The organism is Bradyrhizobium sp. USDA 10063, from assembly GCF_054063735.1.
On the sequence record NZ_JBSSGP010000002.1, the window covers coordinates 7933364 to 7947923 of the forward strand.

The following is a 14560-nucleotide window of genomic DNA, read 5'->3' on the forward strand; positions in this document are numbered from 1 at the left end:
ATATGATCACGTAATTGGATACGGCGATTAAAAGCCAAATCTTGTTACGCGGAAATGAAATTCGCGTCAGTAAGAATGCGGAGACCCCACGGGGGCGCACAGGTGTGCACCGGGGTGAGCACTACCTGAAGGTTGACGTCACGTTTCCTCCTTCGGCCGATGCGCTCAGCCCCTTCCGCCTGCTTCTGAAACTGCTTGGCTTCCTTCACCGTCCGAACTTCCGGAGCACCAGGCAGCCCGTTGAAGGTTCTCTAGCTGTTTCAGTTGGAACAAATTCGCCGCGACCTAGTTCCGTCCGCCAACCTTTCTCGCCCGGTGGAGTGACGGGCGCCCTCAAAATGCCGGGCGTGTTATCCGAGTCGCACGCGTGAACATGATTTTCCTGATCATGCTGCGCTATCCATCATCACGTCCAACGGGGCCATGTGATGCACTGGCCGGGTTCTTGGTCGTTGTCTGCTGCCGCGGTAAGCGCTCTGGGTCTGGGAAGCGACTATCCGCTCCACCGCTGGGGCTGGGGGCGTAGAGCGGCGGAGCGGTAGCCACCAGAGGCGCCGTGTCGCCTCCGGTAGGGGCATCGCGGAGGGGCGGCCGCGAACGAGATCGGAGAACGTTGGCGCATCGCGGGCAAGCTGGCTGAGACGGCGGTCGGTTGACTTGCCCGACTTATGCGAGATGATGCTGGAGGAACGTGCATGCGGCAAGCTTGCACCCAGAATCGTCCGCTCGCCCATTCATGCAAGCTGCTACGGCGCTTGCCTATGGCCGGACACGCAGCAGAAATTGTCGGTTGGTGCCGGCGCCGCGTTCTTCAACCAACAGCGCGGGGTTGCACCTTGCCAGCCACTGCGGGCGAAGGTCCACGCCGCGCAGCCCGAATTGGCCTGGCAAGCACCCTGGCAGTTCTCAGGAACGCTGTTCGCCGGCAGAGAGAAGCTGCCGATATCGGCGCCTAACCGGTCCTTCCCATACTCGATGGACTGGGCGAGGGCCGGAGCGCTAAGGAGAGCTAGCGCCAAAGCGACGAGGGGGGCTTTCATCTCATTAATCCTCCTACATGGTGTGCACTGATCTGTGTGCACTGATCTGATTTTTGTTCGTTAGAAGCTCGCCTGCCAGCGCACCTGCGGCGAGAGATGCGGGGAGGGAGCCTCGGTTTGAGCATGGCCGCAGATAGGTGCCGCTGGGCTCACACTGGCAATCGAGCACGGCTGGGCCAGTGATGCACGATAGCGGGACATTGTGTCCTCCTGTTTGTCGCCGGCTCTGCATCCGTCATATGGGCTTTGCAGGATTTACGTCAGCTTGAGGCGGCGAGTTGTCGTGCTTTCGTGCGACCAAGAGAAGGGGACGGCTCCGGCACCGCGGCTTCGGAGGACCTGCGGGCCGGAGCCGCCTGCTTGCTGCCCAGGATACCGGCGCCCCCCGTTCGGAGGTCCGTTGGCGGCAGCAGCTCCGATCAAGCCAATTGCGAAAGGAGCTTCCGTTTCAATCATAGAGCTACTCCTCACGATCGAATCTGATTTCCGCATGTTTAGGGACGCAGCGGATGCTCCTAAGTGAGCGAGTGCGATCGGAGTGGCACCCGTCCCAACATGCCATTTCATGCCGGCTCGTGCCGGTCGGGTTCAGAGAGTAGAAGAGGCGGACCCGGCGCAGAGTAGATGCGCTGGGTACACGCGCTGGGTCCGCCCCTACATCACCGGTTGCTTCGTGATGCTCCTTGCACGAAGCAAGCGGCGTGCCGCACTGAAATTGCGGCGCTTCTGCAAGCGCTTGATACAAGTCTCGTCGAGACGCTTGAATCGTGCGTCGCGTCACGTGCAGGAATTGTCTCAAGGCTGACGATCGGCGCTGCGTCATATCCGACAAGGTCGGTTGTGAGTTCGGTGGCCTACACAGCCCGGCAATCGTTGGCTCGGGGCATCGCGCGGCGCGAGCGCCGTACCGCTGGTTGATTTGGATCAAAGCGGCATGTGCCGTTCTTGAGGTAATCTTCAACAGCGGAAATCAGATTTCAAGTGGCGGCCGTCCACGCGCTTCTTTCACCATCAAGCGCTAAGCTTCTAAGTAGGGCACGGAATGCCGGAAGGCTTCGATGCTGTCCCCAGTCCTGATTACCCTTACGATCGTTGTCATCGTAGTGATGGCTTACTCGTGGGTACGAAGTTGACAGAGCGGCGTAATGACGAAGCCCCGTGGGGCACCTCTTCCTTTTCGTACCCCAGTCATCTTCATTTCGCGACCATTGCGATTAAAGGCCCTTCCTGAGGATGTGCGATCCCGTTACGTGTGTGCACATCGAACGATCGCCCGCGCCCGACTCATCCGCGACACCACCGACGCCATCCGTCATCGGCCTTCCCGTAGCGCGGCGCTCGGGGCATATGAAAAAGCTAGTAGGAATCCGCTATATATCCGTCGACAAAAGGAGATCCCTTCACCTGCAATGGCTTGCATTTGAAAATAGCGCGGATTGAAGGGTTAAATGACCTCCGGGTGTCGAAGACACCGGACAGCGTCGGCAGGCCCTCCGGAATCACCGTATTTTAAGGGGGCCGCCTAGTGTTCTGTCTCGCAAATCAGTTTAAATAAATGGTTGCTGCAGGCAAGCGGGAGCTGAGGGATGGCGCGGCCAGTCAAGATGATCACTGCGAGTGAGGAGGTGCGGGCGGAATTGCAGCGCAGGACCAAGGCGTCGACCAGTGCGCATCGTGACCGCTTCCGAGCGAACATCATCCTGCTGCGTCTGGAAGGACTGAAGATCGAGAGTGTCGCCGAGCGGTTGAAGACATCGATGCCCACGGTGTCGACATGGTCCGCGCGCTTCGAGACCCACGGCCTCGACGGTCTCAATGACAAGGTCGGTCGCGGGCGCAAGCCGTCGATACCACAGAAGAAAATCGAGCGTGTTGTCGCCGAAGTCACGCGTCCGCCGAAGAGCCGCAAGCGCTGGAGCGTGCGCAGCATGGGCCGCCACGCCGGTATATCGCACAGCACCGTGCAGCGTATCTGGTCGAAGAACGGTTTGAAGCCGCATGTCGTGAAGACGTTCAAGCTCTCGAACGATCCAAAATTCGAAGAAAAGTTCTGGGACGTGATCGGGCTCTATCTCGATCCACCGGCCAAGGCTCTGGTGTTATGTTGCGACGAGAAAAGCCAATGCCGGGCTCTGGAGCGTACTCAGCTCGGTCTGCCGCTTGCGCCGAAACGCCCCCGCACGATGACCCACGACTACATCCGGCACGGCACGATCACATTGTTTGCCGCACTCGATGCGATGAAAGGCAAGCTGATCACGCGCACCGAGCAGCGCCACACCCACGTCGAATGGCTGAGATTCCTGAAGCAGATCGACCGCGAAACGCCCAAGGAACTCGATGTCCATCTGATCCAGGACAACTATGCCACTCATAAGCTTGACTTTTGCCAATTTTGGCGTGGGTCTATCGACCGCGCGCGATGCGGAACATGGGATCGTTCTCTACGATCTCGTGAGCGCTGGTCAACATGAGTTTCATGCGCCCCATGTTGCCGAAGGGCGTCCAACGATCTTTGACGTTCGACCAATAAAAGAGCTCGAAGCGGTCGGTATCTGGGATCGGTCGCAGCCGGGCAATCGGATTTGAGCTGCGGCGATCGAGAATCGTATAGGCGCTGCCGCGCTTTTCCACGTTGTGATGCGTGAACTGGGCCGCGATCTGGGCAAGGACGGGGTCGGGCTTGGACATGACGGTCAATGTGCGCGACGACCGATGGGCATGCCAAGATGCATGAACCTGCCGATTCAATTTGTCGCACACCGGCAAGATTGCCGCGATTCACCGCGCCGATTCTACGGATGCGATGCAACCGTCCCGTCTTCTCCCCAGTTCTTCTGATCCGCTCCCACCTCGCTTTGTGGCCCGGCTGGCCGGCTTTGCCGACGTGTTCACGCGCCCAACCTGGTCGCACGTGCCGTTGCTGCTGGCCGGCGCTATCCTGGCGCCTGGCCGGCGCACCGTCGCGGCGGCTCTGCGCTTTCTGGGGCGAGATCGCGAGCCCGACTTCTGCACCTTTCACCGCATCCTCAACCGTGCGGCATGGTCGTCGCGGGCGGCCGCAGGACGTCTCCTTGTCGTGCTGGTCCGCAGCCTGGGTGCCCGCGCACGGCCCGGGTGATCGGGCTCGATGACACCATCGAGCGGCGCTGGGGCACCAAGATCAGCGCCCGTGGCATCTATCGTGATCCGGTCCGCTCCTCCAAGGGGCATTTCGTCAAGGCCAGCGGTTTGCGCTGGCTGTCCGCCATGCTGTTGGTGCGCGTGCCATGGGCCGACCGCATCATGGCGCTCCTCCTTTCTGACCCTGCTGGCCCCGTCCAAACGCTTCTATGCCGGCAGACCGAGACAGCCCAAGACCCTGCTCGACCGGGCCCGCCAAGCCGTCTTGCAGATCAGTCGCTGGCTTCCTGGACGCTCTATCGTGCTCGTCGCTGACAGTGCGTTTGCGGCCGTCGAATTCCTCGCCGCCATTCACAGCCGTGTCTGCGTCGTCACCCGCTTGCGGATGGACGCCAACCTGTTCGACTTCCCGCCGCCAAAACCCAAGGGCCGCGGTCGGCCGCCGATCAAAGGCAAGGCGCAGAAGAAGCTGTCCGCCGTCGTCAAGGATCGCAAGGTCCGCTGGCGGGGCTGCCACATCAGCCTCTGGAATGGCCGAACCAATCGCCTCGTCGAGATCGCTACCGGTACCGCCCTCTGGTATCGAAGCGGCGTCAAGCCGCTGCCCATCCGTTGGCTCCTCGTCCGTGATCCGATCGGGGAACTCGAACCGCAAGCATTCCTCGCCACCGACCTCAACGCCAAGCCGCACGACATCCTCGCCTGGTTCGTCAGCCGCTGGCAGCTTGAAGTCACCTTCGAGGAAGCTCGCGCTCACCTCGGTGTCGAGACCCAGCGCCAGTGGTCGGACAAGGCCATTCTGCGGACCACGCCGATCTTGCTCGGCCTGTATTCCCTCGTCACACTATGGACGCACGACCTCGCAAAGGCGCGCAAGCTCAAGCCCAGAACCACCGCCTGGTATCCGAAATCAGTCCTCACCTTCGGCGATGCGATCGCGGCGGTCCGACGCGAAATATGGGCTCATCAAATTTCCTTCATGTCCCGGCCTCACCGAGATGCCATAGAAATTCCCCGCCATATCTGGCACCGCATGCAGGACGCTCTCGCCCACGCTGCCTAATTCGGCCAAAGTCAAGCTTTGCCGTCGTATCGCTGCCGGCTCACGCGCAGTTATCAGCCCCGTCTATATGGGTGAACCAAAGAGGCTCGGTCCTTTCGATCCAAACGCTGGACGCATTGACAGGCAATTTCACAGGAACGTATGTGAATAACGCGGCTGGATTTTCTTGCCGAGGACAGCCTTACGCTATGGCGGGTAAGGTCGCGACGAGCAAAATAGATTTCTACGTCAATTGGACATCACCCACAGCGCCGAACTGCAGAACAATCACGATCTGGAATGGCCGTATAGCCGGTGACACAATTCCAACTCGCTGGAAGCTGTACTATGTAGGGTCGGACTGGAACTTCCACAGAATGATCGGCGGGGACCTCTTTACGAAGAGGTAGACCAACAGCGAACCGGCACTATGATGGCGGGGGCTTAAGGCGCGTTGGCTGGCCCGTGACAGCTCGGTTGCCTTCGATCTTCTTCAGCAATAGTTTGCGTAGGAACGCCGGTTCGGCAATTTGAATTTCCTTGCCATCACGCAGTCTGCCGATCGCGGCAAACAGCTTGCGAATATCATACGTCGAGTTGAACACCTCCGGTACACCGCGTTCGATTGGGAGAAGTGTGTAGGCAGCCTCCATCGCCGTGCGAACCGAATATTCGGTCGTGAAGACACAATCTCGCTCGGCTGATTCCGCGAATTGCCCGATGAAGGCGAAATTGACGGCCCCCTTAGGCACAACATCTGGCCGGTCACCCGCCCGCCGCGGCATGAAAAGAGAGGTGACGTAGGGCATCATCACCGGCACCGTGTTTGCACCCGTCGCGGCGAGTTCCGGTACGTCCTCAACAGGCACACCGAGGTGATAGAGCCATTCCTGCGTGATCTCCTCGCCTGTGCAGGCTTGCATCGGTTTCTTCGCGAAATCGCCGGCTTTGTAGACGAAGAGGCCATAGAGCCAGACGACGATCTGGTCGCTGGGCTGGTGCTTGAAGTGCGGCTGGCGGTTTACAGTCCAACTAAGCAGCCAGCTCGAATCTTTCGCGGTAACGATCCCTCCCGTGACGACCTTGCCACTGAACGGATCGCGTTTGGCGACCTTGGCGATATATTTCGGAATGCGCGCGTCCAGGGTCGTGACCGTCGCCGATTCCCATTTGGTTGCAGGAATATTGCCGCCGAACACGTCGGGGCGGCCGAAGGCGACGTCCTTGGCCGCAATACGCCGCCACAGATCCCAGGCGGGCGCCGGGCCTTCGTCGAGCCTGGCAGGCGTGTGATGGTCGCCGTTGTCCGAGTTTTCGGTCAGCGACCCGATCGTCATGAATACAAGATCGTCGGTGCCGAGATCGACTCCGCCCGCGACGCCACCCTCCAGCCAGTGGATGCGTGTGGCCTGCTTGCATCCGGGCTGTATCTCGAAATCGACATCGCTGACTTCGACCCCGTAGCGGAAGGCGACGCCCTGCTCCTCCAGCCATTTGCAGAGCGGCAGAACGAGCGATTCGTATGGGTTGTACTTGGTGAACTTCAGTGCGCTGAAATCTGGCAGGCCGCCGATATGGTGGATGAACCGGTGCAGGTAGAGCTTCATTTCCAGGGCGGAATGCCATTCCTCAAAAGCGAACATCGTCCGCCAGTAGAGCCAAAAATTACTGCTCAGAAACTCCTTCCCGAACACTTCGTCGATGCGCTTGTTCTCCATCTCCTCACGGCTAGCCAAAAAGATGGCGAGCAGCTCCTTCTGGGCCTTGTCCGTCAGCGTGAAGAGGCCGTCGGTATGCGCATCCTGTCCCCGGCTCACCGTCGCCCTCTGCAGCGAGTAGTTCGGATCATCCTTGTTCAACCAGTATAATTCGTCGAACACGCTGGCGCCTTCGATTTCCAGCGAGGGGATCGACCGCAACAAATCCCATAGACACTCGAAATGATCCTCGATCTCGCGGCCGCCTCGGATCACGAAGCCCCTTTCCGGCTCCTGGCTACCATCGAGCGCCCCGCCTGGTCGTTTCAGCCGTTCGAGGATGGTGATCCGGTCCCCACGTATATGCCCGTCGCGGATCAGGAAGGCCGCGCCGGCAAGCGCCGCCAGGCCCGCACCGATGAACCACGCCGTCTTGTTGTCCGCACTGTTGGGTTTGCGGGGGCGGGCAAAAGCTTCGTAATTTCCGCTGCTGTAATACATGGCAACAATCTATCCGATTGGATTGGACGATCTCCCGGTGACATAACTGAACTTGTCGCCCTCTCGGCGACCAGTAGGCAAGCGTGAGCCGCACCCATCCCGCGAGCCCCGCCAGTCGGCAGAATGACTTTTTCGTTCACGCGTCCCATGACACGGTCCTTGTTTTGTGTCGTCGATCAGCGGCGGTACAGCGTGTTCCAGGCATCCAAGAAGACACGAGGGTCATGCTGGCCCTTGTAGAATGGTGAGATGGGACGCTTGACGCCGCGCAATCCGAATACGGCGATCTGGGCCGCGCGGACGGAATATTCGACGGTAAAGACAACGTCGTCGGGAATCTCGCAGAACTGGCCGATGAAGGCGAGGTTGCGTGATCCGATGGGAATGACCTTCGGGCGGTCTCCTTCCGTGCGCGGCATGAACTGGGCCGTGACATAGGGCATCATCGCCGTCACGACGCGCGAAGTGTCCAGAACGTGCGCAATGCTCTCTGCGAATCGCAGGTGCATCAGCAGCTCGATCAAGATCTCGCGGCCCGTGCACTCCGACATCGGCTTGCGCACGAAGTTGCCCGGCCTGTCCGGGAAGAGACCATAACCCCACCAGACCCAAACATGCTTCGGCTGCTCGTAATAGTGCGGTTGATGATTGAGGACGACGGTCAGCAGCCAACTGGAATCCTTGATCGTTACCAGGCCGCCCTTGCCAGCCTTGCTGCCGGAGAAGATTTCAAGCCGATCGAAGAAGGTCGGGTCGTCGGCCGTGACCGTGAAGGATTCCCATTTCGACTGGGCGATATTGGAGACGAAGGCGGCGGGGCGACCGAAGTCCGGACTTTTGGCAGCCAAGCGTTCCCACAACTTCCACGAACCGCCGCTTCGCTTAGTCCTCAGCAGTGAGACCGTCTCCATTGACCCATAGCTGGTATCCGAGGTCATTGAACCGTTGGTGACGAACACCAAATCCTGTTCCGCCAGGTCGATGGCGCGGTCCTCGCCGCCTTGCCGGTAGTACAGACGCGTCGCGGTCTTCTGGCCGCCTTCGATGGTGACATCGATGTCGGTCACTTCCGCGCTCATCTCTAGCCGCACGCCCTGCGCCGTCAACCAGGCAACGATCGGACGGACTATAGCATCGAACTGGTTGAACCGGGTTCGGTAGATCCCCGCCATGGTGTCAATGGTCGAGAACAGATGCAGGAACCTCAAGCAGTAGCGCTTGAACTCGACCGCGCTGTGCCAAGGCGCGAACCCGAAGGTTGTGCACCAGATGAACCAGAAGTTGCTCCGGAAGAAATGAGGGTTGAACCAATCCTGGATGGTTCGAGCGTCGAGGGCCGATTCAGATGCCATGCAAAGGGCTAGCAGGTCGAGGCGATCTTTCTTGCTGAAACCCAGATCGGATACATCGACGATCTCGCCGCCGCAAACCAGACGCGCTTTGTCGTTCCAGAAAAACTCTTGATGGAAATCCATTAGTTCGTCTTTCGCCGACTTGGCAGGATCGCTGATCGAGGGAATGAAGGAGAGCAGGTCGTAGGTGCAGTTGAACTTTTCTTCGAACATGCGTCCGCCGCGCATGACGTAACCCTTGCTCGCATCGCCATGTGCGTCGAGGCTGCCTCCGAACCGTTCCGTCTCCTCGAACAGGACGATATTGTCGCCTGATAGCCCGCCCTCCTTGATGAGATACGCTGCTGCCGCCAAGGCGGCGATGCCGGTGCCAACCAGGTAGGCATTGCAGGGAGCACTCTGCGCCGCTGGATCAACGCCGGGCGAGGGGGACGCAGAGGGCATGAGGTTCTCCGGAGGTGACTGGTCGGAACATGGAGCCTGCTTCAATCAGCCGATGGAATGTCAGATAATCCGATCGCAAAAGCGGAACTCCCGCCATCTATAGTGCAAAGCTTGCGCCGCCGAAGGCGCTTCCGGAGTGCTGCCGTGACATCGGATGTCCCTCGCATGCGCTCTTCACTTAGGCGACAGCGCCCCCGAATGATCTGTAGATCGACTGAGCCGCTCATAACCAGCAATGCCCGTGCCAAGTGCGAATCTGGTCAGGGCTTGCCTGAAGGGAGGCAAGACCAATGTTTCCCGCCAAGCCGCGGGACGTCAGCTGGCTTGTCAGGTTTCCAACATTTGGGTGTTCAACCGAACAGCAGATGAGACGGGAAGCAACAGAAGGGAGCCGCAGTTGAGATGCGCCAACCAGCTGGGAATACGAAAAAGAAATCAGCACCGGCCGTTTGGCACGCGCCTTGAAATGAAAAAGCCGTTCACCGTGTGATGGCCCTGCAAGAATAGGTGACGTTGCAATGAGCGCCCCGAATTTGACGGAAAGAGCCAATGCCCTCGGAACTGACAAGGGAAGTGAGGTTGCCTACGCCCATGGTTACACTAGCTTTTACTCTTTTCTGTTCGAGGAATTCCGGCACGAATCTTTCACGATGATCGAGATCGGATTGCAGCACGGGCATGGCTCTCTTGATCCCGATGCACTGCCCGGTCGCAAGGTCGACGACATTCCATCCATTAAGATGTGGCTGGAGTTCTTTCCCAAAGCCGAGATTGTCGGCTGCGACATTTCCGATTTCAGCGCGTTTAAGATGGACCGGTTCCGTTTCGAGCGCCTTGATATGGGTGATGCGCTAGCCCTGGAACGTCTTGCGAGCTCACTCCCGCCCGTAAGGATCATCATCGATGACGCTTCGCACGCCGCTTACCACCAACAGCTCGCTCTAGCGAAGCTGTTTCCCATCGTCGAGCCTGGTGGCTTTTACTTTATCGAGGATCTGCATGTCACGCACCCGATTGCCGCAAGGCTACCGTCCTGCAATCCGACTGAGGTGGTGGTTGAGAAGTTCACTCAGACGCGTCAGCTCGATATTGCGTTCCTGGCCGGGATCGAGCGCAGAAACCTCGAAACCTCAATTCGGAAGATGTTCATCCATCGCAACGATAAGGGAGGCGTCAATTGCTGGAGGATGAAAATGGTTGGATTTGAAAAGTATTAGAAGGGCAATCAATATTTTGCGTCAATCAAGGTGCCAATCTAGGCCCTCCGGGTCATTCTGCTCCAACCACGTCTCGGCTGCGTCCTGGTTCGCCAAGCCTCTGTCGGTCTAGCTATCAGGCCGCGATTTTCGCCTAACCGTGATTTGCAGGAACGGTATTTCGTCGATCTTTGCTTCCGTGAGATCCTCCAGCTTATACCAATCCGCTGAGGTGCTGACTCACGGCGGGCCTTCCCAAATCAGAGGATCGATGATTCAACATGGCAACTGGAGGGAGTTGCCATGGGCCAGCCGATTGCGGTTCGAACGGATTTTGCAGCAGTTGAGGTGCGCCGGCTCGCGCGGCGGGCGAAGGACAGCGATCAGGTCCGGCGCCTTCTGGCGATCGCTGCGGTGCTCGATGGGGCATCTCGGGCGGAGGCCGCCAAGGTCGGCGGGATGGACCGGCAGACGCTTCGCGACTGGGTGATCAGATTCAACGCGCAAGGGCCTGATGGCTTGATCAATGTTCCCGCGCCAGGTGCGCCGGCGAAGCTGAACACGGAGCACCGGGCGTTTCTGGCGCGGATCGTGGACGAAGGGCCGACTCCGCCCATCCATGGCGTGGTGCGCTGGCGGGCCTGTGACCTGATCATGCGGCTGTATGAGGAGTTCGGCATCTCCGTGTCAGACGATACGGTCTATCGAGCCCTCAAGGACCTCGGCTTCTCACACGTCAGCGCCACCCGGCCGAGAGCGTACAAGCAGGATGGCGAGGCGATCGAGGCATTTAAAAAAACTTCCACGCTCGCGTGGAGGAAATCCGCAGCAGCCTTGCGCCGGACACGCCGGTAGAGGTGTGGTTCCAGGATGAGATGCGGGTGGGGCAGAAGAACAAGCTCACCTATCGCTGGGCTAGAAAGGGATCGCGACCGCGGGCCGCTCACGACCAACGCACGCAATCGACCTACCTGTTCGGTGCGGTGTGCCCGGAGCTCGGAACCGGCGCGGGACTGGTTTTGCCCTTCTGCAACAGCGAGGCCATGCAGCTTCATCTCAACGAGATCGCAAGCAAGGTCAGCCCTGGCGTCCACGCCATCGTCATCCTCGATCAGGCCGGGTGGCACGGAGCGAAGGAGCTGAAGATCCCGCACAACATCTCGCTGATGCCGTTGCCGCCGCGTTCGCCAGAGCTGAACAGCCAGGAGAATATCTGGCAGTTCATGCGCCAAAATTGGCTGTCAAACCGCGTCTTCAAATCCTATGACAACATCGTCGATCACTGCTGTTACGCCTGGAGCGCTCTCATCGATCAGCCGTGGAAGATCATGTCAATCGCGCTCCGCGATTGGGCCTACATCGGTCTATCAATTTGAGGATTGGTATTATCAACCGCCTTCAGCCTTTGATGCTGCATTCCTTGCGGCGGGCTTTCTAACGCTACACTCCACCATTTCCCCTCCGTCACTGACCTTGACCTGCCCCACCTTGAGCGCACCGTTTTCTTCATCGTAGGCATGGGCGGCCTTGCGCATGAGCCCCGGCTGCGCGGCCGAAAAATCGGGATTTGTCCGAAGTTGCGTTACAGCCATCGGCAATGCCGCCGGGCGGTGAGGATCTTCCGCAATCCGTCGAGTATCGCCAGTGGAGCTTGCTCCCGTTCGTGGACGCCCTGAGGATGGTAGATTCCTCTGAAACGGACCCCGATTTTGGGACCATGTGCTTAGTTGGAAGGGGCTGCTCCGTTTGATAGACGGAGCGCATGATGACGCCGAAAACGAGACGCAAGATTGACGCGGCACAGAAGGCAAAGATCGCGCTGGAAGCCGTGCGGGAGCAGGCGAGGGTGGCCGATCTGGCCCAGCGCTATGAAGTTCACCCGAACCAGATCTATGCCTGGAAGAAGCAACTGCTGGAACAGGCGGCCCGGGCCTTTGACGCGGGGGGCGGGCGGGAGAGCGACGACGCTCGCGAACGCGAGATCGAGAAGCTGCACGCCAAGATTGGACAACTGACAGTCGAGCGCGATTTTTACGCGGAGGTCCGGAAGATGAGCACGCCGGACCGTCGAGGAATGCTCGATCGCGCCGACATGACGCTGTCGATCCGCCGGCAATGCATGTTGCTTGGCATCGCGCGCTCTGGGGTCTACCGGCCGCCACGGCCGGCCAACGACCTTGCCCTGATGCGGCGCCTCGACAAGCTGTTCACCGCCTGGCCGTTCCTGGGCTCGCGGCGAATGACCGCGATGCTGAAGGCTGAGGGGCTTCCGGTCAATCGCAAGCGCGTGCAGCGGTTGATGCGCAAGATGTGCATCGCAGCGCTGGGACCAAGGCCGAACACGACGGCGCCGGGCCACGAGATCTATCCCTATCTGTTGCGCCACATGACGATCGACCGGCCAAACCAAGTATGGGCGGCCGACATCACGTATCGTGTGCCTCGCCCCACAGTTGGGGAACCGTACCAACCTTACCGAGGCAAACCTCCGCTACCACCGCTCAAAGCCGGCGCGTTGTACCCCGCCAGCGGCTGAACGACCGAGATCATCATCGATCACTTCGATCTCTGACCAGCCGAGCGCCGTCAGCCGGTCCCGCATGGCGTGTTGTAGTGCGCAGCTCCTGATGGGCTGAGGATTGGCGCACGTAAAGAATCGCCTTGCGCTGCAAATGATGAGGCCTGACCTTGTCAGAGATCATGATCAACCTCCTTTGCGCGCGGCGTCGCCGTCGTCGCAGCATGGTCGAGGATCAACCGTGTCATCAAACTCGTGAGGGCCGCCTGGGCTTCCGCCGGCAGCTCCCGCCATGCGGGCGCGCCGGTGGCGTCGTTTGACAGGCCGCCCCCGAACAGATCTGGCTCATAGCGCGACAATCTGGGTGCCAGTCTGAGCGACGTCAACCAATCGAGAGCCGACGCCCCTTTTTCGTGGCGATCGCCTTGCGCGAGATGCCCGATCCTTCCGCCAGCTCCGTCTGGCCCCATCCCAAGAGTCCTGGTGCGGCGCGGCCCTGATCAGCGACGACGTCAACAACTCTTCTTGCATCTTGCGCGCGGCTCGCCGCATTAACTCCAAGATTCCCATGCTTATTGCTAGCAGCTCGTCAGAGTGATTTTGACGGTTTGATACCGAGCCAGCTTAGGATCGGCAAGTTTTCGGGCGGCGAGGATTTCGATGCTTCTGGGGGCGCCGGCTTGACGGCGAATGAGGCCGTTACGTTCGAGCGTGACGATCATCTGATGGACCGAGGGCGGGCTGACACGGAAGTGGCGCTGCATGTCGGTTTCGGCGGGTCGCCGTCCGAACATGTGCGAGTAGGTATAGATGAAAGCCAGATAGTGGCCTTGCTTCTCGGTGAAACGTGCGCCTGATTTTTGACTCATGGATCGATTCGTCCGGAGCCTCCGACAGGGAGGCGAACGATGAATGTACGATACCGGGGCGCATTGAGCCAAGCCGAGCGACAGGAACTGACGGCGATGCTGAGCGGCGGCACGCATGCCGCCCGCAAGCTCAAGCGGGCGCAGATTTTGCTGGCGGCCGACGGGGGGCGCCGCGACGAGGAGATTGCCCGGACTGTGAGTGTCAGCCTCTCCACTATCGGCCGGACCAAGCGCCGTTTCGTGGAAGGCAATCTGGAGCGGGCCTTGAGCGAGGAGTCGCGTCCGGGCGCAGAGCGCAAGCTGACCGGCAAGCAGGAGGCCCTGCTGGTGGCGACGGCATGCGCCAAGCCGCCCACCGGCCGCAAACGCTGGACGCTGACGCTGCTGGCCGACACGATGGTCAAGCTCACCGATCTCGACAGCCTGTCGGGCGAGACCGTGCGCCGCCGGCTGGCCGAGAACGACCTCAAGCCGTGGCGCAGGGACATGTGGTGCATTCCCCGTGTCGACGGCGAATACGTCGCCCGCATGGAGGACGTGCTCGATCTCTATGCTGAAGCGCCGGATCCCGAGCGGCCGCTGGTCTGCTCACATGGGGATTGAGTGTGTCAAGGTGGTTGGTCAGCTCTTTGTTCGATTGCAGACCAGCTCTTCGTCCCGACCTTGGAGCTTTGGAGAAGGCGCGCGCAGATCAAGTCAAGGCCGGCCCGTAGGGCCGCCGCGCAGCGGCTTGACCTTGACTTGATCGAGCACGCCATCAGGCTGATGTGGTCGAGTG

Annotated in this window: 14 protein-coding genes and 1 pseudogene; 9 read left to right on the forward strand and 6 right to left on the reverse strand. The window is 59.9% G+C overall.

The window, feature by feature from the left end:
* Positions 1-746: 746 nt before the first annotated feature.
* A complete protein-coding gene (locus tag ACVJGD_RS39365; protein WP_456639196.1) occupies positions 747-1040 on the reverse strand; it encodes a PAN domain-containing protein in 294 nt (97 codons plus the stop codon).
* A 1604-nt stretch (positions 1041-2644) separates the two neighbouring features.
* Between ACVJGD_RS39365 and ACVJGD_RS39370 the strand changes: the two genes are divergently transcribed.
* Positions 2645-3514, forward strand: a complete 870-nt coding sequence (locus ACVJGD_RS39370) for an IS630 family transposase (protein WP_456640527.1) — start codon at positions 2645-2647, stop codon at positions 3512-3514.
* Here ACVJGD_RS39370 and ACVJGD_RS39375 read toward each other — a convergent pair.
* A complete protein-coding gene (locus tag ACVJGD_RS39375) occupies positions 3447-3731 on the reverse strand; it encodes a hypothetical protein (RefSeq protein ID WP_456639197.1) in 285 nt (94 codons plus the stop codon). The genes ACVJGD_RS39370 and ACVJGD_RS39375 overlap by 68 nt on opposite strands.
* A gap of 61 nt (positions 3732-3792) precedes the next feature.
* Here ACVJGD_RS39375 and ACVJGD_RS39380 point away from each other — a divergent pair, with 61 nt between their 5' ends.
* The 4 genes from ACVJGD_RS39380 to ACVJGD_RS39395 are packed head-to-tail and all read left to right on the forward strand — an operon-like array spanning position 3793 to position 5615.
* A complete protein-coding gene (locus ACVJGD_RS39380) occupies positions 3793-4161 on the forward strand; it encodes a hypothetical protein (protein ID WP_456639198.1) in 369 nt (122 codons plus the stop codon).
* Positions 4158-4478 carry a hypothetical protein gene (locus ACVJGD_RS39385; protein ID WP_456640608.1) on the forward strand — a complete coding sequence of 107 codons (321 nt, stop codon included), beginning with the start codon at positions 4158-4160 and terminating at the stop codon, positions 4476-4478. The genes ACVJGD_RS39380 and ACVJGD_RS39385 overlap by 4 nt, the downstream gene beginning before the upstream one ends.
* Positions 4402-5226 (forward strand): IS701 family transposase, encoded by an 825-nt coding sequence (locus ACVJGD_RS39390; protein ID WP_456640528.1) that lies wholly within the window; start codon positions 4402-4404, stop codon positions 5224-5226. The genes ACVJGD_RS39385 and ACVJGD_RS39390 overlap by 77 nt, the downstream gene beginning before the upstream one ends.
* On the forward strand, positions 5121-5615 hold the full coding sequence (locus ACVJGD_RS39395; protein WP_456637033.1) for an avidin/streptavidin family protein: 495 nt from the start codon (positions 5121-5123) through the stop codon (positions 5613-5615). The genes ACVJGD_RS39390 and ACVJGD_RS39395 overlap by 106 nt, the downstream gene beginning before the upstream one ends.
* 18 nt (positions 5616-5633) lie before the next feature.
* Here the strand turns inward: ACVJGD_RS39395 and ACVJGD_RS39400 are convergent, their stop codons facing one another.
* Positions 5634-7403: an oleate hydratase gene (locus ACVJGD_RS39400; RefSeq protein ID WP_456637034.1), complete on the reverse strand. Its 1770-nt coding sequence runs from the start codon at positions 7401-7403 to the stop codon at positions 5634-5636.
* A 176-nt stretch (positions 7404-7579) separates the two neighbouring features.
* Positions 7580-9199, reverse strand: coding sequence for an oleate hydratase (locus ACVJGD_RS39405; protein WP_456639199.1), 1620 nt, complete (start codon positions 9197-9199; stop codon positions 7580-7582).
* A 518-nt stretch (positions 9200-9717) separates the two neighbouring features.
* Here ACVJGD_RS39405 and ACVJGD_RS39410 point away from each other — a divergent pair.
* Together ACVJGD_RS39410 and ACVJGD_RS39415 are read left to right on the forward strand one after the other, a co-directional pair.
* A complete protein-coding gene (locus ACVJGD_RS39410) occupies positions 9718-10416 on the forward strand; it encodes a hypothetical protein (RefSeq protein WP_456637126.1) in 699 nt (232 codons plus the stop codon).
* 282 nt (positions 10417-10698) lie between these two features.
* Positions 10699-11771 (forward strand): IS630 family transposase gene (locus tag ACVJGD_RS39415; RefSeq protein WP_456639200.1). Its coding sequence is split into 2 segments (ribosomal slippage): positions 10699-11188 and positions 11188-11771, totalling 1074 coding nucleotides; the frame shifts between segments, so codons are not numbered across the junction.
* 12 nt (positions 11772-11783) lie between these two features.
* Here the strand turns inward: ACVJGD_RS39415 and ACVJGD_RS39420 are convergent.
* Positions 11784-11987 carry a hypothetical protein gene (locus tag ACVJGD_RS39420; RefSeq protein ID WP_456639201.1) on the reverse strand — a complete coding sequence of 68 codons (204 nt, stop codon included), beginning with the start codon at positions 11985-11987 and terminating at the stop codon, positions 11784-11786.
* Positions 11988-12157: 170 nt separating this feature from the next.
* Between ACVJGD_RS39420 and ACVJGD_RS39425 the strand changes: the two genes are divergently transcribed.
* Positions 12158-12931, forward strand: coding sequence for an IS3 family transposase (locus ACVJGD_RS39425; RefSeq protein ID WP_456639202.1), 774 nt, complete (start codon positions 12158-12160; stop codon positions 12929-12931).
* Positions 12932-13491: 560 nt separating this feature from the next.
* On the opposite strand, the gene ACVJGD_RS39430 is transcribed toward ACVJGD_RS39425, so the two are convergent.
* Entirely contained in the window at positions 13492-13782 is a 291-nt protein-coding gene (locus ACVJGD_RS39430) for a LexA family protein (RefSeq protein WP_456639203.1), read from the reverse strand.
* Positions 13783-13821: 39 nt separating this feature from the next.
* Between ACVJGD_RS39430 and ACVJGD_RS39435 the strand changes: the two are divergent.
* Positions 13822-14370 (forward strand): annotated as a pseudogene (locus ACVJGD_RS39435) (IS630 family transposase); the annotation flags it as partial.
* Positions 14371-14560 lie beyond the last annotated feature (190 nt).

Excerpts from the sequence above, each read along its gene's own strand:
- ACVJGD_RS39365 (WP_456639196.1), bottom strand. The coding sequence starts at position 1,040 with ATGAAAGCCCCCCTCGTCGCTTTGGCGCTAGCTCTCCTTAGCGCTCCG.
- ACVJGD_RS39370 (WP_456640527.1), top strand. The coding sequence starts at position 2,645 with ATGATCACTGCGAGTGAGGAGGTGCGGGCGGAATTGCAGCGCAGGACC.
- ACVJGD_RS39375 (WP_456639197.1), bottom strand. The coding sequence starts at position 3,731 with ATGTCCAAGCCCGACCCCGTCCTTGCCCAGATCGCGGCCCAGTTCACG.
- ACVJGD_RS39395 (WP_456637033.1), top strand. The coding sequence starts at position 5,121 with ATGGGCTCATCAAATTTCCTTCATGTCCCGGCCTCACCGAGATGCCAT.
- ACVJGD_RS39400 (WP_456637034.1), bottom strand. The coding sequence starts at position 7,403 with ATGTATTACAGCAGCGGAAATTACGAAGCTTTTGCCCGCCCCCGCAAA.
- ACVJGD_RS39405 (WP_456639199.1), bottom strand. The coding sequence starts at position 9,199 with ATGCCCTCTGCGTCCCCCTCGCCCGGCGTTGATCCAGCGGCGCAGAGT.
- ACVJGD_RS39410 (WP_456637126.1), top strand. The coding sequence starts at position 9,718 with ATGAGCGCCCCGAATTTGACGGAAAGAGCCAATGCCCTCGGAACTGAC.
- ACVJGD_RS39420 (WP_456639201.1), bottom strand. The coding sequence starts at position 11,987 with ATGGCTGTAACGCAACTTCGGACAAATCCCGATTTTTCGGCCGCGCAG.
- ACVJGD_RS39425 (WP_456639202.1), top strand. The coding sequence starts at position 12,158 with ATGATGACGCCGAAAACGAGACGCAAGATTGACGCGGCACAGAAGGCA.
- ACVJGD_RS39430 (WP_456639203.1), bottom strand. The coding sequence starts at position 13,782 with ATGAGTCAAAAATCAGGCGCACGTTTCACCGAGAAGCAAGGCCACTAT.